General features: G+C 67.0%; 23 protein-coding genes. 15 read left to right on the top strand and 8 right to left on the bottom strand.

The window, feature by feature from the left end:
* Window positions 1-86: 86 nt before the first annotated feature.
* The 4 genes from QQL87_RS25190 (at window position 87) to QQL87_RS25205 (ending at window position 4813) form a co-directional block, all read left to right on the top strand.
* Complete coding sequence (locus QQL87_RS25190) at window positions 87-332, top strand: acyl carrier protein (protein WP_284421583.1); 246 nt, start codon at window positions 87-89, stop codon at window positions 330-332.
* Window positions 319-1707, top strand: coding sequence for a class I adenylate-forming enzyme family protein (locus QQL87_RS25195; protein WP_284421582.1), 1389 nt, complete (start codon window positions 319-321; stop codon window positions 1705-1707). Before QQL87_RS25190 ends, QQL87_RS25195 begins: the two co-directional genes overlap by 14 nt.
* Window positions 1700-2431, top strand: a complete 732-nt coding sequence (locus QQL87_RS25200; protein WP_284421580.1) for an SDR family NAD(P)-dependent oxidoreductase — start codon at window positions 1700-1702, stop codon at window positions 2429-2431. The genes QQL87_RS25195 and QQL87_RS25200 overlap by 8 nt, the downstream gene beginning before the upstream one ends.
* A gap of 87 nt (window positions 2432-2518) precedes the next feature.
* Entirely contained in the window at window positions 2519-4813 is a 2295-nt protein-coding gene (locus QQL87_RS25205) for a heavy metal translocating P-type ATPase (protein WP_284421579.1), read from the top strand.
* 1 nt (window position 4814) lies between these two features.
* Here the strand turns inward: QQL87_RS25205 and QQL87_RS25210 are convergent, their stop codons facing one another.
* A complete protein-coding gene (locus QQL87_RS25210) occupies window positions 4815-5204 on the bottom strand; it encodes a hypothetical protein (protein WP_284421578.1) in 390 nt (129 codons plus the stop codon).
* 156 nt (window positions 5205-5360) lie between these two features.
* Here QQL87_RS25210 and QQL87_RS25215 point away from each other — a divergent pair, with 156 nt between their 5' ends.
* Window positions 5361-6077 (top strand): MgtC/SapB family protein, encoded by a 717-nt coding sequence (locus QQL87_RS25215; protein ID WP_284421576.1) that lies wholly within the window; start codon window positions 5361-5363, stop codon window positions 6075-6077.
* Window positions 6078-6298: 221 nt separating this feature from the next.
* Here QQL87_RS25215 and QQL87_RS25220 read toward each other — a convergent pair whose 3' ends face one another.
* A complete protein-coding gene (locus QQL87_RS25220; protein WP_284421575.1) occupies window positions 6299-7102 on the bottom strand; it encodes an RMD1 family protein in 804 nt (267 codons plus the stop codon).
* Between the two features lie 153 nt (window positions 7103-7255).
* Here QQL87_RS25220 and QQL87_RS25225 point away from each other — a divergent pair, with 153 nt between their 5' ends.
* Window positions 7256-8404, top strand: a complete 1149-nt coding sequence (locus tag QQL87_RS25225; protein ID WP_284421573.1) for a DUF3095 domain-containing protein — start codon at window positions 7256-7258, stop codon at window positions 8402-8404.
* A 6-nt stretch (window positions 8405-8410) separates the two neighbouring features.
* On the opposite strand, the gene QQL87_RS25230 is transcribed toward QQL87_RS25225, so the two are convergent.
* Both QQL87_RS25230 and QQL87_RS25235 read right to left on the bottom strand, forming a co-directional pair.
* Entirely contained in the window at window positions 8411-8845 is a 435-nt protein-coding gene (locus QQL87_RS25230; RefSeq protein ID WP_284421572.1) for a DUF2147 domain-containing protein, read from the bottom strand.
* Between the two features lie 158 nt (window positions 8846-9003).
* The gene (locus QQL87_RS25235; RefSeq protein WP_284421571.1) at window positions 9004-9537 is read right to left on the bottom strand and encodes a GNAT family N-acetyltransferase; all 534 of its coding nucleotides are present in this window, start codon (window positions 9535-9537) and stop codon (window positions 9004-9006) included.
* 105 nt (window positions 9538-9642) lie between these two features.
* On the opposite strand from QQL87_RS25235, the gene QQL87_RS25240 reads away from it, so the two are divergent.
* The 9 genes from QQL87_RS25240 (at window position 9643) to QQL87_RS25280 (ending at window position 16355) form a co-directional block, all read left to right on the top strand.
* On the top strand, window positions 9643-10242 hold the full coding sequence (locus tag QQL87_RS25240) for a superoxide dismutase (RefSeq protein WP_284421570.1): 600 nt from the start codon (window positions 9643-9645) through the stop codon (window positions 10240-10242).
* A gap of 173 nt (window positions 10243-10415) precedes the next feature.
* The gene (crcB, locus tag QQL87_RS25245; protein WP_284421568.1) at window positions 10416-10802 is read left to right on the top strand and encodes a fluoride efflux transporter CrcB; all 387 of its coding nucleotides are present in this window, start codon (window positions 10416-10418) and stop codon (window positions 10800-10802) included.
* Window positions 10803-11074: 272 nt separating this feature from the next.
* The gene (locus QQL87_RS25250) at window positions 11075-11305 is read left to right on the top strand and encodes a hypothetical protein (protein WP_284421567.1); all 231 of its coding nucleotides are present in this window, start codon (window positions 11075-11077) and stop codon (window positions 11303-11305) included.
* A gap of 8 nt (window positions 11306-11313) precedes the next feature.
* Window positions 11314-12066 (top strand): metal ABC transporter ATP-binding protein, encoded by a 753-nt coding sequence (locus QQL87_RS25255; RefSeq protein WP_284421566.1) that lies wholly within the window; start codon window positions 11314-11316, stop codon window positions 12064-12066.
* Entirely contained in the window at window positions 12066-12935 is an 870-nt protein-coding gene (locus QQL87_RS25260) for a metal ABC transporter permease (RefSeq protein WP_284421663.1), read from the top strand. The genes QQL87_RS25255 and QQL87_RS25260 overlap by 1 nt, the downstream gene beginning before the upstream one ends.
* Window positions 12936-12946: 11 nt before the next feature.
* Window positions 12947-13822: a metal ABC transporter substrate-binding protein gene (locus QQL87_RS25265; RefSeq protein WP_284421565.1), complete on the top strand. Its 876-nt coding sequence runs from the start codon at window positions 12947-12949 to the stop codon at window positions 13820-13822.
* A gap of 71 nt (window positions 13823-13893) precedes the next feature.
* Window positions 13894-14931: a CobW family GTP-binding protein gene (locus tag QQL87_RS25270; protein ID WP_502871214.1), complete on the top strand. Its 1038-nt coding sequence runs from the start codon at window positions 13894-13896 to the stop codon at window positions 14929-14931.
* On the top strand, window positions 14931-15950 hold the full coding sequence (locus QQL87_RS25275; protein ID WP_284421563.1) for a WD40 repeat domain-containing protein: 1020 nt from the start codon (window positions 14931-14933) through the stop codon (window positions 15948-15950). The genes QQL87_RS25270 and QQL87_RS25275 overlap by 1 nt, the downstream gene beginning before the upstream one ends.
* Before the next feature lie 84 nt (window positions 15951-16034).
* Entirely contained in the window at window positions 16035-16355 is a 321-nt protein-coding gene (locus QQL87_RS25280; protein WP_284421562.1) for a hypothetical protein, read from the top strand.
* Window positions 16356-16698: 343 nt separating this feature from the next.
* On the opposite strand, the gene QQL87_RS25285 is transcribed toward QQL87_RS25280, so the two are convergent.
* From QQL87_RS25285 to QQL87_RS25300, 4 genes are all read right to left on the bottom strand, one after another.
* Window positions 16699-18123: a homospermidine synthase gene (locus QQL87_RS25285; protein WP_284421561.1), complete on the bottom strand. Its 1425-nt coding sequence runs from the start codon at window positions 18121-18123 to the stop codon at window positions 16699-16701.
* A 68-nt stretch (window positions 18124-18191) separates the two neighbouring features.
* On the bottom strand, window positions 18192-18581 hold the full coding sequence (locus QQL87_RS25290; RefSeq protein WP_284421560.1) for a RidA family protein: 390 nt from the start codon (window positions 18579-18581) through the stop codon (window positions 18192-18194).
* Between the two features lie 98 nt (window positions 18582-18679).
* Entirely contained in the window at window positions 18680-18838 is a 159-nt protein-coding gene (locus QQL87_RS25295; protein WP_284421559.1) for a hypothetical protein, read from the bottom strand.
* On the bottom strand, window positions 18826-19419 hold the full coding sequence (locus QQL87_RS25300) for a GNAT family N-acetyltransferase (protein WP_284421557.1): 594 nt from the start codon (window positions 19417-19419) through the stop codon (window positions 18826-18828). Before QQL87_RS25300 ends, QQL87_RS25295 begins: the two co-directional genes overlap by 13 nt.
* Window positions 19420-19494: the final 75 nt, after the last annotated feature.

Raw genomic sequence — 19494 nt, forward strand, 5'->3', positions numbered from 1 at the left:
CCTGGAAAGATACCGCCGAGGTCCGGGTTCCTTCACCTTGTCGCTCTAGGCTCGGTTGCATCGTTTGAACAATGACGGATGAGGCCATGTCGGTACGGTTGAGAATCATTGCCGCGATCAAGCAGATTGCCGAGGAGCAGAAGGTCAAGCTGCCGCCGCTCACGGATGATCTGACCCTGCACGAGACCGGCTTCGATTCGCTCGCCTTCGCCATCCTGGTCGCGCGATTGGAGGACGATCTCGGCGTCGATCCGTTCACGCTGTCGGCGGAGGTCACCTTCCCCAACACGATCGGCGACTTCATCAGGGCCTATGAGAATGTCCCCGCGTGAAGTCTTCGCGCTGCGCGACCATCTCGGGACGGCGCTGACCGAGCGGACCATCTCCGATCCGCGTCACGCCGTGTCGCTCTCCGATGTGTCGCGCGGCTGCTGCCTGGGCGGCCGCGGCGACGAACTGAACGGCCGCTCGGTTCTGATCGCCACATCCGGCCAGCTGCTCGCGGGCCTCGCGCTGATCGCGATCGACGGCATCGCCGGCCGCATGCTGCTGTGCCCGCCGGACCTCAAGGCGGAGCATCTCGCGAGCATCATGTCCGACGCGGAGATCGATGCCGTCGTCACCGACCAGCCGGCGCGCTTTTCCGGCTGCGTAGATGCGCTGATCATTCCGCTCGAGCTGCCGCGGCCCGCGGCCAAGAGCGCCCAGACGGTTCGCGCCACCGAATGGCTGATGCTGACATCGGGCACGTCCGGTGTGCCCAAGATCGTCGGCCATACGCTCGAGGGCCTGTGCGGGGCTATCATCGGCGATCGTCCGGTCCCCGGCGAGGCGATCCCGGTCTGGGCGACGTTCTACGACATCCGCCGCTATGGCGGCCTGCAGATCTTCCTGCGGGCGATCGTCGGCGGCGGCTCCATGGTGCTGTCCGATCCGGGCGAGGCGCTGGCCGACCACATCGCGCGGCTCAATGCGCGCGGCGTCACGCACATCTCGGGAACGCCGTCGCATTGGCGCAAGCTTTTGATGAGCGGATCGGCCGAACAATTCGCGCCGCGTTACGTGCGGCTCTCGGGCGAGATCGCCGATCAGGCCGTGCTCGACGGATTGAAGCAGGCATTTCCACAGGCTTCGATCGGTCATGCCTATGCCTCGACCGAGGCGGGCGTCGGCTTCGCCGTCAATGACGGGCTGGAGGGTTTTCCCGCGACCCTGCTCGGGGAAGGCCGCGGCGCCGTCGACATGAAAGTCGTCGACGGCTCGCTGCGCATCCGCTCCCGGCGCGCGGCCCATGCGTATGTCGGACCTGATGCTGCGGCGTTGACCGACGCCGATGGCTACGTCGACACCGGCGACATGGTCGAGCTGCGCGGCGACCGCTATTACTTCGTCGGCCGGCGCAACGGCATCATCAATGTCGGAGGCCTGAAAGTTCATCCCGAGGAGATCGAAGCCGTGATCAACGGCCATCCGGAGGTGCGGATGTCGCGCGCGAAGTCACGGCGCAGCCCGATCACCGGCGGCATCGTCGTGGCCGAGGTCGTGCTGACAGCGGACAACGATCCGGCGCGCGCGGATACTGTTCGCCACGAGATCCTCGCCGAATGTCGCGCGCGTCTCGCGCTCCACAAGGTGCCGGCGATGATCCGCTTCGTGCCGGCGCTGGACGTCACCCCGGCCGGCAAGCTGGCGCGCACCGATGCGTAACGTCCTCGTCACCGGCGGCAGCCGCGGCATTGGATTGGCCATCGCCCGCAGGCTCGCCGGCGCGGGCTTTGACGTGATCGCGGTGGCGCGCCGCGAGAGCGAGGAGCTGCGCGCCGCCATCGCCGAGTTCAGCGCCAGCAGTGCTGGCATCCATTTCCGCGCCTGCGACCTCAGCGCAGTCGACGCGATCCCGGCCTTCGTGAAGTCGGTGCGCGACGAGTACGGCCCGATCTACGGCCTCGTGAACAATGCCGGCATCGGCACCGAAGGCCTGCTCGCGACCATGCACAATGCCGAGATCGAGGGCCTGGTACGGCTCAACGTGCTGGCGCCGATGATCCTGACCAAATACATCGTGCGCCACATGATGGCCGCGGGTGAGGGGCGCATCGTCAACATCTCCTCGATCATCGCCAGCACCGGCTATAACGGTCTATCGGTGTATGGAGCGACCAAGGCGGCCGCGAACGGCTTCACCCGCTCGCTGGCGCGTGAGGTCGGCAAGGTCGGCATCACCGTGAACGCGATCGCGCCGGGCTTCATCGCCACCGAGCTGACGCAGAGCATGGACGACGAGCAGCAGAAGCGCATCGCCGGCCGCAGCGCGCTGCGCCGGCTGCCCGAGACGAGCGACGTCGCCGCCATGGTCGAATACCTGCTGGGCGAGGGCGGGCGCAACGTCACGGGCACGGTGCTGACGGTGGATGCCGGCAATACCGCCTGAGTCGGTTGCGGCGTGCCGGTTGATTTCGCTCAAGCGCCGCTGGCGGCGCAGCGGCGATAGTGCCGGCGGAATCCGGAACCAGCCCTCATGTTCGAACGCATCCTGCGATGGACCCTCGTCGCAATCGCCGTCGCGGGCCTCGCCGCGGGCGGCCTCGCTTATGCGGCCGGCCGGGCCGATCTCGCGGGGATCGCGTTCACAGCCTCCACCGTTCCGGTGATCGCCGGCCTGATCGTCTCGATCATCCGCGACGTCATGGCGGGCCGGATCGGCGTCGATGCCATTGCGCTGGTGTCGATGAGCGCAGCGATCGTCCTCGGTGAGCCGCTGGCGGGCGCCGTGGTGGCGCTGATGTATTCGGGCGGCAACGTGCTCGAGGACATCGCCGTTGCCCGCGCCGAGCACGATCTGCGGGCGCTCGTCGACCGGGCGCCGCGCGAGGCGCATCGCCGCTGTGGCGATGCGATCGAGGACATTCCCATCGCGGGCGTGGCCGTCGGCGACCGCCTGATGGTGCGCGCCGGCGAGATCGTTCCGGTCGACGGCGTGGTGGAAACAGCCATCGCGGTGGTCGATGAATCGGCCCTCACCGGCGAGCCGATCCCGGTCAACAAGTCCCGCGGCATGGCGATCCTGTCGGGCTCATTGAATGCCGGCGAGACCTTCGAGCTGTCGGTCACGGCGACCGCGGGCGAGAGCACCTATGCGGGGATCGTCAAGCTGGTGACGGCGGCGCAGACCGCGAAGGCGCCGTTCGTGCGGCTCGCCGATCGCTATGCGCTGATCTTCCTGCCGGTGAGCCTCGCCATCGCCGCCGCGGCCTATTACGCCTCCGGCGACCTGATCCGGAGCCTTGCCGTGATGGTCGCCGCGACGCCTTGTCCGCTGATCCTGGCGGCGCCGGTGGCCTTCATTGCCGGCGTGGCCCAGGCGGCGCGCAGCGGCATCCTGGTCAAGGGCGGCGGCAAGCTGGAGGCGCTGGCGCGCGCCCATACGGTGCTGTTCGACAAGACCGGCACGCTGACGGTCGGCGGCGCCCGGCTGCTCTCGGTCGACGCGGCACCGGGCGAGGATGCCGATGCCGTGCTGCTGCTCGGCGCCTCGCTGGAGCAGGCCTCCCATCACGTGCTGGCGCATGCCATCGTCGAGGCCGGCCGCGCCCGCGGACTCAAGCTCAAGGTGCCCGAGCGCGTCAGGGAGACGATGGGCTCCGGCCTTGAAGGCACCATCGATGGCCGCCACGTCAGCGCCGGCTCGGCGGACCTGATCCTCCGCGGTCATGCGCCGCCGCCCTGGGCCGCCCGTGCCATCCGCCGCGCCTCCTGGCGCTCGGCGCTGATCGTGTTCGTCGCCGTCGAGGGACGCCCGATCGGTGCGCTGCTGCTGGCCGACGAATTGCGCGCCGACACGCCGCGCGCCATCCGCTGGCTGCGCGAGGCCGGCATCATGCGCATGGTCATGGTGACGGGGGATCGGGCTGCGGCCGCGCAGGCGATCGGTGCGGCGCTGGATCTCGATGCCGTGCTCGCCGACCGCGTTCCCTCCGACAAGGTCGACGCCGTCAAGGCCGAGCAGCGGCTGCATCCGACCATCATGGTCGGCGACGGCATCAACGATGCGCCGGCGCTGGCCTCCGCCGATGTCGGCATCGCGCTTGGTGCCCGCGGCGCCAGCGCCTCGTCGGAGGCGGCCGACGTCGTGATCCTTGCCGACCGGCTCGACCGCGTCGGCGAGGCGATCGTGATCGCGCAGCGCGCCCGGCGCATCGCGCTGGAGAGCATCATCGCCGGCATGGCGCTGTCGTTCGTTGCGATGGGGGCGGCGGCCGCGGGCCTGCTGCAGCCGGTCCCGGCGGCGCTGGTGCAGGAGGTCATCGATGTCGCAGTCATCCTCAATGCTCTCAGGGCGCTGCTGCCGGCCCGCCGCGGCAAGGCCGGGCGGATCACGGCCGAAGACGGCCGCGGGCTGCGGCATGATCATCAGGCGCTGCTGCGCGGGTTGGATCGCCTGCGCGCAATCGTCGATGCACTCGACGAGGCGTCGCCCGAGCGGGCGACCATGTTGATCGTCGAGGCCAACGCCCTGGTGCAGGACCAGGTCGTGGCGCATGAGCGCGATGACGAAGGCCTGGTCTATCCGAGGCTGGCGCGGCTGCTGCAGGACAGTCACGGCCTGTCCGCGATGAGCCGCGCGCACCGGGAGATCCTGCATCTGGCGCGCCTGCTCGGGCGCGTGGTCGAGGACCTGCCGTCGGAGAAGGTCGACCGCTATCTGATCCGCGACGCCCAGCGGGTGATCGAGGCGATCGAGACGCTGGTGCGCATGCACACCGCCCAGGAGGACGACATCTACGAGGCCGTGGCGGCGCGCTCGGCGGCGTGAGTCAGTCGGGATGCTTCGGCAGGTCGATGCGCTCGCCGGCAAACTCCGCCGGGCCGTCGATCAGGCGGCGAATCCGGCGTTCGCGCTCCTCGGCAGGCAGGCCCGGATCGAGCATCTGGTCGATCAGCCGGATCGCATTCTGCTCGATCGCCTGCGGATCCGTCCGGATCGGCTGCGAGGCCGGCGCCGGCTGCGATGCATGCAGGCCGATCGCAAGCAGCTGGCTGATGGCATCGGAGCGTGTGACCTGATGCGTCTCCGCCCAGGCATCGATATCGGCGGTGAGCTGCTGAGACAGCTTCACCGCGCTCACCGCATCATGTCCCAGCCGGACGGCGGGACTGTGATCCCTTCGCGTGTCGGACAATGGCGTCATCTGCCTGTTGATCATGTCAGCCTAAGATACGCTTGAGGGAATGGGATTTGATTTCGATCAAGGACGGACTAAGAAAACGGCCTTCTCGCGGCAATCGGGCCGCCGGAGGCCCACTTTGCGTCGGCCGCAAGGCCGACCTCGCAGCGTGATACCAAACACGGCCAATTGTCCATGCGTTTCCTGCACACCTTCCAGCTCTACGATTTCCTCGACACGCTCGTCAGCCTGTTCACCGCCTTCGTGCTCGGCACGCTGATCGGCGCCGAGCGGCAATACCGGCAGCGCAGCGCCGGCCTGCGCACCAACGTGCTGGTCGCGGTCGGCGCGGCCGCCTTCGTCGACATCGGCAATCGCCTGACCGGCGCCGAAGGCGCGGTGCGCATCATCGCCTATGTGGTGTCGGGTATCGGCTTTCTCGGCGCCGGCACGATCATGAAAGAGGGCATGAACGTCCGCGGCCTCAACACCGCCGCCACCCTGTGGGCGTCGGCCGCGGTGGGTGCCTGCGCGGGCGCGGACCTGATCGCCCAGTCGGTCGCCCTGACCCTGTTCGTGCTCGCCGGTAACACGCTGCTGCGGCCGCTGGTCAACGCCATCGACCGCATCCCGCTGAATGCACAGACGTCGGAGGCCCACTATAAGATCGTCGTGACCACCGACGCGCTGCATGCCGCCGAACTGCGCGAGGCGATCGACGATCGGCTGGAAGCGGCCAAATATCCGGTGCGGGAGACCGACGTCGTCTACCGCTCCGAGGACATCGTCGAAATCGTTTCGGCGCTGGTGCCGCTGGTCGTCGAGAGCGCCGAACTCGACCGTATCGTGTCGGATCTGACGAAGCTGTCTGGCGTGCGTCATGCGACCTGGAACGTCAGCGCGTTGGAGTGACGGGGCAGGCGCCTCGCGTTGCGTCCGGCCGGCGACGGGTCTCGACGAACGGCCATCCGTCGCGCTGCCTTTCGGCTCGCATCCGGTCACGACGACGGCCCGCCTGCGTCATTCTTGACTGCTCCCTGTGCTCCTCGCCGAGCATGAGGCAGTGTTCCATCCTGCCGCTGAACCCGAGCTGAACGGGGTCCTCGCCGCTCGGGACGAGAGCACTGCATCGCTCAATGTCCGCCGCGCGCGAAAATCTCGTAGAAGCCGAGCACGATCTCGCAGGCGATCAGGATGACGACGATGATCTCCAGCCGCAGCGAGCGCTTGGCGTCGATGATGTCGGCGAGCGTCGTCGCCGTTTCGGCGATCACGGCGAGCTTGCGGTTGAGCGTGTCCTCGCGCTCCTTGAGCTCATATTCATCTTCGAGCCGGGCATAGAGCCGTTCGAGATCCGGCCGGTCCCACAGCACATCGGGCTTCTCGCCGACGGCGACGCGACCCGAGACACGGTGCTGCACCAGCAGTGCCTCGCCGAGCAGCTTGAGCATCGCGACCCGGCTCTTCGAGGTCCGTCCCAGCGTCGCCAGCTCGCTTGCAAACGGCTCGATGGTGTCGAACACGTTGGCGATCTCGCGCTCGCTGCGGCCGAGCACGACGCTCTTGGCGAGCGCGTCGGCGACGATCAGCAGCCGCTCCAGCGACAATTCCTTGACCAGGATCGGACCGCCGACCGGGATCGGCTCATCGGACTCGCGCGCCACCTGCACCTTCGCGGTCTCTTCCTCATGCGGCGCGATCGGGCCGAACAGCCGCGTGCTCAGCTGATCCAGGAAGGCGATCTCCTCGGCCGCCGACAGGCCGATGAAGACGACGACGCCGTAGCGGAAGACCACCGCGATGCCGGTCTCGCCGACCCGGACGGCGAGCGGCGCCGCCGACAGCACCTGGCCTTCGAAACCGGCGGTGTTGATGCGGTCCGCGATCTGCAGCGCGCGGCCGGCGAGTTGGGGGACGGTTGAGGCTTGGGCGTTCATGGTGGCAAGGCTAGCACGCCAATACCGACGGATCGACAACGCGGAACAAACCCGGCTGCAGGCAGGCCGCCGGCCGGCGCCGGGTCCGAACCCGCTTGACAGCGATGTCCGTAGCTCCGCATTGAAGACGCACTCCGGACGGATGATCGCTCCATGTCGAAGACCAGCGCTGCGGACTACTATGCCTCGATCCCGGTGTTTCGCGGCTTCTCGCGGCTGATGGATCCGGCGCTCTACAAGCCGGTGCCGGATGACTGGCTGGTCGGCACGGCCGACATCGTCGAGTCGACGAAGGCGATCGCCGATCAGCGCTACAAGGCCGTCAACATGGCCGGCGCGGCGATCATCGCCGCGGTGACCAACGCGCTGGAGGGACGCGAATTCCCATTTGTGTTCGGTGGTGACGGTGCGAGCTTTGCGGTCGGGCCGGATGATGCAGAGGCGGCCCGCGAGGCCCTTGCCGCCACCGCGCGCTGGGTCGGGGAGGATCTCGACCTGTCGATGCGGATCGCGCTCGTGCCGGTGAGCGCGATCCGGGCGCAGGGCGGTGATGTGCGCGTGGCCCGCTATGGTCCGTCGCCGAATCTGTCCTACGCGATGTTCGCCGGCGGCGGCCTGAGCTGGGCCGAGGCCGCGATGAAGCGCGGCGAGTTTGCCATTCCGCCGGCGCCGCCCGGCACGCAGCCCGATCTGTCCGGACTGTCCTGCCGGTTCGAGGTGATGCCGTCGGCGCGCGGACTCATTCTCTCGGTGCTGGTGCTGCCGGCCGCGGACGCCGATCCCCAGGCCTATCGCAACGTGATCGAGGAGATCATTACGCTGACGGAGCGCAGCCCCGAAGCGGGGCGGCCGGTGCCCGCCGGCGGGCCTGCGCTGCGATGGCCGCCGCAGGGCTTGGGCTATGAGGTCCGCGCATCGCGCGGCCCGCGCGTGACGCGCTGGGTCCGCGTGCTCGGCCGCACGCTGTTCGTCTATGCCGTCATGCGCTTCGGCATCAGCATGGGCGGCTTCGTGCCGGAAGTATATAAGCAGCAGGTCGTGGAGAATTCCGATTTTCGGAAATATGACGATGCGCTGCGCATGATCCTCGACTGCACCGAGCAGCTTGCGCAGGAGCTGGAGCGGCGCCTCGGCGCCGCCGCGTCGCAGGGCATCGTGCGCTACGGGCTGCACCGGCAGGATGCCGCGATGATGACCTGCTTCACGCCGTCGGCGATCCGCCCCGATCACGTGCACTTCATCGATGGAGCCCAGGGCGGCTACGCATCGGCGGCGACCGCGCTGAAAGCGGCGGTCACCTGATCGCGATCAGCGCGCGCGGGTCCAGGTCTCGCCGCCGCACAGGGTTCCGACGCAGCCTTCGACTTTCAGCGTGTCCGGGCCCGAGACCGAAATGTGGCTGATGTAGCTCTGGCCGTCATCGGCATTGTAGATCTTGCCGGACCACTTGTTCGGTCCGTCGGGATGAACGCCGTCGAACAGCTGCAGGCCGATGATCGGGCGGTTGGCCAGCGCGCGATTGGGGTTCTTGTTGTCGACGGCCGGCTTGCCGGTGTCGGTATCCATCGGCTCCTTCAGCCAGACGACGGTGCCGCACAGATTGGCGCCGCATTTGGCGACCTTGATCCTGGCATCGCCGGCCTGCGTCAGCCAGGTGCCGCTCGGATCGTCGGCCGCCAGGGCCGGCTGCGCCATCACCAGCGCAGCGAACGCGACAGTGGCCAAACGCAGTTTGCAAATCATCTTAACCCCCGGTTGAAGACGAGCTTCCATATCAGCAAACCAAGCCGATGCAATCGTCGGACGGCATTTGTCCAACGCCGTCATCATCACGATCAGGTGCGGCCCGCACCGTCCGTCTCAGTCTCTTGCGCGTTCGTCTCACCGCCGCGCGCGGCACGTCACCACGGCAGGCCGCACAGGTCGATGGTGCCGCGCGTCGGCGCGTTGCGCTTGACGTCGTGCACGAGCGCGGACAGCGTATCGAAACGGACGCGGCCCTTCTCCGGCTGCTCGGCATAGACCTCGCCGTCGAACGGAATGAATCCTCTCGCCATATAGAAGGGAACGCGATCGGCCGCGCAGAACAGGATGGCGTAGTTGATGGACTCCTCGTGCCGCATCGTCTGGATCGCCGCGTTCAGCCCGACCGTGGCGAGCCCGCGGTTGCGCATGTCGGCGCGCGTCAAAACGCCGCCGATGCCGCCGACATTGACCTTCTGCCCGTTCCACGTCACCAGGCGGCGATAGATCCCGACATGGCAGAGCACCTCGCCGGTTTCATCCTGCACCAAGACACGCAGGTCGGCATGCGCAAAGCTGATACCGGCCCAGGGTAGTCCGGCGACGACCTCCGGCGGCCAGATCGCGTCATACAGCGGCTTGGCCTGCGTCCAGGAGGCGTCGCCATTCAGGACCTCGATTTCGATGCTCATCAAAACGGCTCGCTTTTTCCAGAATCACAGTGTTTAGGAGTTCGGAACCTTCTATAAGGAGGTCCCGTTTAATCCCGTCTTCCCACAAGTTGCGGAACCGAGCCCATGACCTTTACGCTTCCCCCCCTGCCTTACGCCTATGACGCCCTCGGCGCCTACATGTCCAAGGAGACGCTCGAGTACCATCACGACAAGCATCACCAGGCCTATGTGACCAACGGCAACAATCTGATCAAGGGGACCGAATTCGAAGGCAAGTCCCTCGAGGAGATCGTCAAGGGCTCGTTCGGCAAGAACGCCCCGATCTTCAACAATGCCGGCCAGCACTACAATCACATTCACTTCTGGTCGTGGATGAAGCCGAATGGCGGCGGAACCAAGCTGCCGGGCGCACTGGAAAAGAAGATCGACGAGGACCTCGGCGGCTACGAGAAGTTCAAGGCGGACTTCATCGCCGCGGGCGTCGGCCAGTTCGGCTCGGGCTGGGCCTGGCTCTCGGTCAAGAACGGCAAGCTGGAAATCTCCAAGACCGCCAACGGCGAGAGTCCGCTGGTCCATGGCGCGACCCCGATCCTCGGCGTCGACGTCTGGGAGCACTCCTACTACATCGACTACCGTAACCGTCGCCCCGACTATCTGAAGGCCTTCGTCGAGAATCTCGTCAACTGGGAATACGTCGAAGAGCTCTACGGCAAGGCTGTCTGATCGATCGTGATCGAGAATTGAGGGCGGTGAGCTTGGGCTCGCCGCCCTTTTTCATGACTCGTTTCATGAGAGCGATCCTTGCAAGCGAAGACGCATTTCGGCAAGAATTTTGCCCGTGATGTCCAGAGGGCAGGGCAATCGTTGTCCCTGTGCCGTGTGCAAGGTCAGGTCCCGTGAATCAGCTGTTCGGCTATCTTCTCGTCTTCTTCGGTGGCGGCTGCGGCGCCTCGATCCGGCATGCCGTCAACCTGGCAAGCGCCCGGGCGCTCGGTACCGATTTTCCATACGGCACCTTCATCATCAACATCACCGGCTCGACCGTGATGGGCCTGATCGCCGGCTACCTCACCTTCAAGGGCGGCGCGACGCAGCACTGGCGGCTGTTCCTGATGACCGGCATCCTCGGCGGCTACACGACGTTCTCGGCGTTTTCGCTCGACACCGCGCTGCTGTACGAACGGGGCGCGCTGGGCCTTGCTGCACTCTACGTCCTGGGATCGGTGGGGATCTCGATTGCAGGCCTGTTCGCCGGCCTGGCCCTGGTGCGGGTCCTGAGCTGAAGCTGCACGGCTCCCGCTCGCGCTATGGCCCGGAGAGATTCCGGGCCTCATGGTTCGAGACGGCGCTGCGCGCCTCCTCACCATGAGGGTTTCGCGTCGAGGGCCGCGGCGCGGCACGTTCATCTTCGGGGCAGGCCGTTCGCTCCTCACCCTGAGGAGCCGGCCGCAGGCGCGCGTCTCGAAGGGCGAGGCCTGCGCTCGCGCGTCAAGGGACGGCTTGGCCCACGCCGCCGGTGGACAGAGGTGATGTTATAATGTAACATCCTGGCGATATGACCCAGTCCGTCACCCATAGTCACGCCCGTGCCCACGCCTACGCCCACGAGCACAGCCATTCGCATGGGCATAGCCACGGCCATGCCCACAGCCATGGCCCCGCCGCGCCGCATCCGGCGCAGCCGGCGCCGTGGTCGATCCTGCGGATGCCGGTGACCACTCGGCTCGGCGCTGCGCTGGTGGCGAGCGCTGGGTTGTGGGTGATCGTCTGGCTGGCGATGCGGTGAGGGCGGCGATGGCGCAGCTGCAGTTTCGCGACGTCACCCTGGGTTATGACCGTCACCCGGCGGTGCACCACCTCTCCGGCGAGGTGGCGGAGGGGGCGCTGCTGGCCGTCATCGGCCCCAACGGCGCCGGCAAGTCGACGCTGTTTCGCGGCATCGTCGGCCTGCTGAAGCCGCTTGCCGGGACCATTGCGGCGGCTGGCCTCAAGCCGCGCGAGATCGCCTATCTGCCGCAGATCGCCGACATCGACCGCAGCTTCCCGATCTCGGTGTTCGACTTCGTCAGCACCGGCCTGTGGCGCTCGGTCGGCATCTTCGGCGGCATCGGGGCTGCGGCGCGCGACAAGATCGCCCACGCCATCGCCGCTGTCGGCCTGACCGGCTTCGAGGGCCGCGGCATCGGTACGCTCTCCGGCGGCCAGATGCAGCGCATGCTGTTCGCCCGCGTGCTGCTGCAGGATGCCCGGGTGATCGTGCTCGATGAGCCCTTCAATGCAATGGATTCCAAGACGTCGACGGATCTCCTGCAACTGATCGAGCACTGGCATGGCGAGCGGCGCACCGTGCTGGCCGCGCTGCACGACATGGACATGGTGCGCGCCCACTTCCCGCAGACGCTCCTGCTGGCGCGCGAGGCCGTGGCCTGGGGCCCGACGACCGAGGTTCTCACCGCGGACAATCTCCTGGCCGCGCGGCGGATGTGCGAGGCCTTCGACGACGCCGCCGCACCTTGCGTGCCCGCGCCAGCCTCGAAGGCGGCATGATGCTGCGCGAGGTCCTGATCGCGCCGTTCTCGGATTTCGAGTTCATGCGCCGCGCGCTGGCGGCCGTGATCGCGCTGTCGCTCGGCTCCGGCCCGATCGGCGTCTTCCTGATGCTCCGGCGCATGAGCCTGGTCGGCGATGCCATGGCGCATGCGATCCTGCCGGGGGCGGCGATCGGCTTCCTGCTGTCCGGGCTCAATCTGTTCGCGATGACCACCGGCGGCCTGATTGCCGGCTTCGCCGTGGCGCTGCTGTCGGGCCTCGTCTCGCGCTCGACCGGGCTCAAGGAAGATGCGTCGCTCGCGACCTTCTATCTCGCCTCGCTGGCGATCGGTGTCACCATCGTCTCGGTCAAGGGCACCAATGTCGACCTGCTGCACGTGCTGTTCGGCAACATCCTGGCGATGGATGACCCGACTTTGCTGATGGTCGCGAGCAACGCCACCATCACGCTCGTCGTGCTCGCGGTGATCTATCGCCCGCTGGTGGTCGAGAGCGTCGATCCCTTGTTCCTGCGCACCGTGAGCCGCGCCGGCGCACCGGCGCATCTGATCTTCCTCGGCCTGATCGTGGTCAATCTCGTCAACGGTTTCCAGGCGCTCGGCACCTTGCTCGCGGTCGGCCTGATGATCCTGCCCGCCGGCATCGCGCGGTTCTGGTCGCGCGACGTCACGCCGATGATCTGCATCGCCGTCGCCTCCGCGATCGTCTCCGGTTACGTCGGGCTGGTGCTGTCGTTCCAGACCCGCATTCCCTCCGGCCCCGCGATCATCCTGGTCGCGTCGCTGCTCTATCTCGCCTCGGTGCTGTTCGGACGCGTGGGCGGCGTGCTTCCGCAACTGTTCCCGGGACGCCATCTCGAAGCTTGAAGTCCATGCCCATGAAACGCCTGTTGCCCGCCCTCAGCCTGCTAGTCGCTTTGTTGCCGAGCATTCCCGCCTCAGCCCAGACCCGGCTGACTGTCGTTACCAGCTTCTCGATCCTCGCCGATTTCGCCCGCCAAATCGGCGGCGACAAGGTCAACGTCGCCTCGCTGGTCGGGGCGGACAGCGACGTGCATGTCTACACGCCGACGCCGCATGACGCGAAGGAGGTCGGCGCGGCGCGGCTGCTGATCGTCAACGGCCTCGGCCTCGAGGGCTGGCTGCCGCGCCTGCAGCAGGCCTCCGGCAGCAAGGCGCCGATCGTCACGGCCACCCAGGGCATCACCCCGCGCAAGCGCGGCTCGGATGCCGATCCGCATGCCTGGCAGTCGGTGCCCAACGCGATGGTCTATGTGAAGAACATCCGCGATGCGCTGGTGGCGGCCGATTCCGCCGATGCGGACACCTTCAAGGCCAATGCCGAGCGCTATCTGGCCGAGCTCGCCGCGCTCGATCGCGAGGTGCGCGCCGAGATCGACAAGATCCCGGCCGAGCGGCGCAAGGTGATCTCGACCCACGACGCCTTCGGCTATTTCGCCGATACCTATGGGATCGCCTTCATCGCTCCCTTGGGCGTTTCCACCGAGACCGAGCCGTCCGCCCGCGACGTCGCCGAGATCATCGCCCAGGTCAGGAAAGCCCGGATTCCGGCCGTTTTCCTGGAGAATTTCAACGACGACCGGCTGGTTGGCCGGATCGCGGCCGAGACCGGCGCCAAGATCGGCGGCACGCTGTATTCGGACGCCTTGAGCGCGGAAAACGGCCCGGTCCCCACTTACATTGCCATGGTCCGGCACAATATAAGGGCCCTGACGGGCGCGCTGGTCCGCTAGGTCCAAAAGGCCTCGCGGAACGGCGCGCCATGAGCCATTTTTCGACGCGATCTGAGGTTTTCGGAGTGAGCATGTCCGACGCGAGCAAGATTCCAGTGACGGTCCTGACCGGCTATCTCGGGGCCGGCAAGACCACGCTTCTGAACCGCATCCTCTCGGAAGACCACGGCAAGAAATACGCCGTCATCGTCAATGAATTCGGCGAGATAGGCATCGACAACGACCTCATCGTCGGCGCCGACGAGGAAGTGTTCGAGATGAACAACGGCTGCATCTGCTGCACCGTGCGCGGCGATCTCGTGCGCATCATCTCCGGCCTGATGCGGCGCAAGGGCAAGTTCGACGCCATCATCGTCGAGACCACGGGGCTCGCCGATCCGGCGCCTGTCGCGCAGACCTTCTTCGTCGACGAGGACGTGCAGAAGAATGCGCGGCTCGATGCGGTGGTGACGGTGGCCGATGCGAAGTGGCTGTCCGACCGGCTCAAGGACGCGCCCGAGGCCAAGAACCAGATCGCCTTCGCCGACGTCATCGTGCTCAACAAGACCGATCTCGTCACCAAGCCGGAGCTCGCCGAGGTCGAGGCGCGCATCCGCGCGATCAATCCCTACGCCCGGCTGCACCGCACCGAGCGCTGCCAGATCGCGATCTCGGATGTGCTGGAGCGCGGCGCGTTCGATCTCGATCGCATTCTCGAAATCGAGCCGGAATTCCTCAACGCGGCAGACGACCACGATCATCACCACCATGATCACGACCACGGCCATGATCACCACCATCATGATCACGGCCTGAAGCACTATCATGACGAGGAGATGCAGTCGATGTCGCTGCGCTCCGACAAGCCGCTCGATCCGGCGAAGTTCATGCCGTGGCTGCAGAACCTGGTGCAGACCGAGGGCGGCAAGATCCTGCGCTCGAAGGGCATCCTGGCGTTCCAGGACGATGACGACCGGTACGTCTTCCAGGGCGTGCACATGATGCTGGAAGGCGATCATCAGCGGAAGTGGAAGCCCGACGAGGCGCGGCAAAGCCGCGTCGTCTTCATCGGCCGCGAGCTGCCGGAAGACGCCATCCGCGAAGGTTTCGAACGCTGCATCGTGACCTGATGACGTCGTTTGACCAAAGCGGCGAGGCCGCATCCATCGTCTCTGTCACCGACAAGGTGAAGCCCGTGTCGCTCGGCATGGCGGTCACCGCCGTGCACTATCTCGGCGATCGCGCCGCCTTCGTCGGCACGGAAGAGAGCGTAGCCGTGGTCGACACGGAGGGCGAGACCAGCAAGGTCGAGGTGTCAGGCGGCGGCATCCTGTCGGCGGTGTCGGACGGATCGCGCATCCTGTTCGGCGGCGATGACGGCAAGGTCTCGGCGCTCGACAAGGCCGGCAGCGTGAGCGTTCTCGCCACCGATCCGAAGCGGCGCTGGATCGACAATGTCGCTGTCCATCCCGACGGCGCGATCGCCTGGTCGGTCGGCAAGACCGCGTTCGTGCGTCAGCCGAAGGGCGAGGAGAAGTCGCTCGAAGTGCCCTCGACCGCAGGCGGCCTTGCGTTCGCGCCGAAGGGCCTGCGACTCGCGATCGCACACTACAACGGCGCGACCTTGTGGTTTCCGAACATGGCGGGCGAGCCCGAATTCCTCGGCTGGGCCGGCTCGCATCACGCCGTCACCTTCAGCCCCGACAACAAATTCCTGGTCACCGCGATGCATGAGCCGGCGCTGCACGGCTGGCGCCTTGCGGACTCCAGGCACATGCGCATGACCGGCTATCCGTCGCGGGTGAGGTCGATGTCCTGGGGCAGCGGCGGACGTTTTCTCGCGACCTCCGGTGCCGACATGGTCATCCTCTGGCCGTTCGTCGGCAAGGACGGGCCGATGGGCAAGGAGCCGGCGATGCTGGCGCCGATGAAGGCCAAGGTCACCGCGGTCGCCTGCCATCCCAAGCAGGACATCCTGGCCTGCGGCTACGAGGATGGCACCGTGCTGATGGTGCGCATGCAGGACGGCGCCGAGATCCTGGTGCGTCGGAACGAGACCCCGCCGATCACGGCGATCGGCTGGAACGCCGCGGGAACCTGGCTCGCTTTTTCGGATGAAAGCGGTGAGGCCGGCCTGCTGCGGCTCTGATGGGGCATTGGGGCGCAGGCCCCGATGGAACCTCGCAGGCGCGTGACCGTTGTTCCGCACATCATTGGATGCGGATGACAAGCCATGGCCTCGATCAACAGCAAACAGACTTTGCGCCGGGACATGCTGCTTGCAGCGGGCCTGTTCGTCCTTGGCGTGATCGTGGCCGTCGTTTCGCTGACCGAGATCAAGGCCAATCATCTCGACCAGATGGCGCAGGCTGTGCCATCAGCCTCGCCCGAGCCGTCACCGACGCCGGCCGAATCCAAGCCGGGCGGCACCCGCCCGACCACGCCGGCCCCCGAGCCCGCGCGCCCTGACGTGGAAGCGCAAAAGGAAGGCGCCAAGCCAGCCCTGCCGCCGGCGCCCGCCGAAAAGATCGCGCCGACAATGGAACGGAAGTAGTTGGATTTGCCCGGACGCCGCCACAAATTCCGCTGTCGTCCCGGCGAACGCCGGGACCCATAGCCACCGGCCGTCATGAGGCAGGCCGCTGACAGTTCCGTGCCCTCGATAGTATCCGCGGTATGGGTCCCTGCGTTCGCAGGGACGACAGCGGAGTGTTTGGCAAACGTGTGCCCCGCTACAGGTGTCGTCCCTGCGAACGCAGGGACCCATAACCACAGGGGTGCAATGTGAGGCAGGCTCGTAGCTCCACCTCGCGCCCCACACACGCCACGGCGTATGGTCCCGGGTCAGCGCCACGACGGCGTTGCCGTCGCGGCTTGCCCGGGACGACGGCCGGGGTTTACCGCACCAGGATATTCCGGAACTGCCACGGATCTGACGTGTCGATGTCCTCCGGGAACAGGCCCGGGCGATCGTTCAGCGGCGTCCAGTCGGTGTAGTAGCCCTTCACTGGCCCGAGATACGGCGTCTGGATCTCGAGGCAGCGGCGGAAGTCGAGCTCGTCGGCTTCGACGATGCCGGCGGTCGGGTTTTCCAGCGCCCACACCATGCCGGCGAGCACCGCTGAGGACACCTGCAGGCCGGTCGCGTTCTGATAGGGCGCGATGCGGCGGGTCTCCTCGATCGACAGCTGCGAGCCGTACCAATAGGCGTTCTTGCCATGGCCGTAGAGCAGCACGCCGAGCTCGTCGATGCCGTCGACGATCTCGTTCTCGTCGAGGATGTGCCACTTCTCCTGCATCTTGCCGGTGGCGCCGAAGATCTCGTGCAGCGACAGCACCGCGTCATTGGCCGGGTGATAGGCGTAGTGGCAGGTCGGCCGGTACACCACCTTGTCGCCGTCGCGCACCGTGAAGTAGTCGGCGATCGAGATCGACTCGTTGTGGGTCACCAGGAAGCCGTATTGCGCGCCCGGCGTCGGGCACCAGGAGCGCACACGGGTGTTGGCGCCCGGCTGCAGCAGATAGATCGCGGCACCGCAGCCTTCGGTGTGGCAGCGGCCGTTGTCCGGCATCCACGTCTCATGCGTGCCCCAGCCGAGCTCGGCCGGCTGCATGCCCTCGGAGACAAAACCCTCGACCGACCAGGTGTTGACGAAGACGTCCATCGGCTTGGGGTTCTTGGAGCGCTGGGTGTCGCGCTCGGCGATGTGCACGCCCTTGACGCCGAGCTTCTGCATCAGCTGCGCCCAGCCTTCGCGGCTCTTCGGTTCGACGATCTCGGTCTTGGTGTCCCGGGCGATGTCGAGCAGCGCCTGCTTGACGAACCACGACACCATGCCGGGATTGGCGCCGCAGGTGGAGACGGCGGTGGTGCCGCCCGGGCTCTTGCGGCGCGCGGCGAGCAGCGTCTCGCGCAGCGCGTAGTTGGAGCGCTGCTCGACTCCCATGCTCTTGTCGAAATAGAAGCCGGCCCACGGCTCGACCACGGTGTCGATGTAGAGCGCGCCGATCTCGCGGCACAGCGTCATGAGATCGACCGAGGAGGTGTCGACCGAGAGGTTGACGCAGAAGCCCTGGCCGCCGCCGGCGGTGAGCAGCGGCACCAGCAGCTCGCGGTAATTGTCGCGGGTCACGCCCTGCTGGATGAAGCGCACGCCGTGCTTCTTGGCCAGCGCGCCGTCGTCATGCGGATCGATGATGACGAAGCGGTCCTTGTCGTAGTCGAAATGGCGTTCGATCAGGGGCAGGGTGCCCTTGCCGATCGAGCCGAAGCCGATCATCACGATGGGGCCGGAAATCTTGGCGTGGATCTGCGAGCTCATGAGGGGACGGTCTCCGGACAGGTGCTTTCGCGTTCGTTGAATGAATGGCTCAGGCGCCGCATCGCTCGTTAAGAGCTGCGCCGCTTGGCGGTGACTTCGATCTCGACCTTCATCTCGGGCTTCAGCAGCGCCGCGACGACCACCATGGTGGCGGCGGGCCGGATATCGCCGAGCACCTCGCCGCAGACGGCGAGATGGGCGTCCGCATCCGTGACGTCGGTCAGGTAGTAGGTCGCACGGACGATGTCGGCCATCTCGAAGCCGCCCTCCTGCAGGGCGGCGGCGATGGTCTTGAAGCAGTTGCGTGACTGGCTCGTGACATCGGCCGGCATCGTCATCGTGCTGTAGTCATAGCCGGTGGTGCCGGCGACGAAGGCGAAGTCGCCGTCGATCACGGCCCGGCTGTAGCCGAAGCTCTTTTCGAACGGTGATCCGGTAGAGATCAAACGGCGGGACATCGCGCACCTCGTCGTCGGGGATTTTCGGGGGTTAAAGAGCTTTTGCTGCACCTGCGCAACCCCTGGCGGGGCAGGTCCGGCGCCGGTTGCCCGAATGCCTAACGCAGCCGGGTGACGTCGGGTCCCGCCGGCGGCGCGCTGCTCCAGCGCCGGATCACGATGTCGCGGACGATCATGAGGCCGAGCAGGATCAGGAGGAGCGTCGGCAGCAGCGTCCGCCGCTGCGGCGTCGATCCCGCCGCCCCTACGCCGCGCATGAGACCGGCCGCTCCTTGCGGCCGCGGCGGGGCTTGCGCTCGGCGGCGCCGGTGGCCTCGATCAGACCCGAGGCGCCGTCCAGCGCGCCCGCGACCAGCTCGAGCCCGAGCAGGCGGGCGCGCTCGAACGGGCCGGGCAGCTCCAGCTCGGCCGTCTTCTCCACGGAGAAGCCGAAGCGGGCATAATAGGGCGCATCGCCGAGCAGGATCACCGCGCCATGGCCGCGCGACGCCGCGATCATCAGCGCGGCGTTCATCAACGCCGCACCGACGCCGAGGCTGCGGGCTTCCGCGGCGACCGCCAGCGGCCCGAGCATCAGGGCGTCGCGTCCGCCGGCGCTGACGTGCCACAACCGCAGCGTTCCCACCAGCGCGCCGCCGCGCATCGCCGACAGGGCCAGGCCCGCGGCGGGCGCGCGTCCGTCGCGCAGGCGCTGGCAGGTGCGCTCATGGCGATTGTCGCCAAAGCAGGCATCCAGCAGCGTCTCGCGCGCCGCGACGTCGGAGGCTCGTTCGCTGCGGATCGCGAACGGAGCGGCAGTCCGAACAGGCGCAGTCGTCTGGGAGCGGAAAGCGGTCATGGCACGTCAGTCCCCCGGCCTGCGCCGCGAGCTTTCGCCCGCGCGCAACCACGTGATGTCAGGTTGAAGGTGACG

Source organism: Bradyrhizobium sp. SSBR45G, assembly GCF_030159255.1.
GTDB lineage: Bacteria > Pseudomonadota > Alphaproteobacteria > Rhizobiales > Xanthobacteraceae > Bradyrhizobium.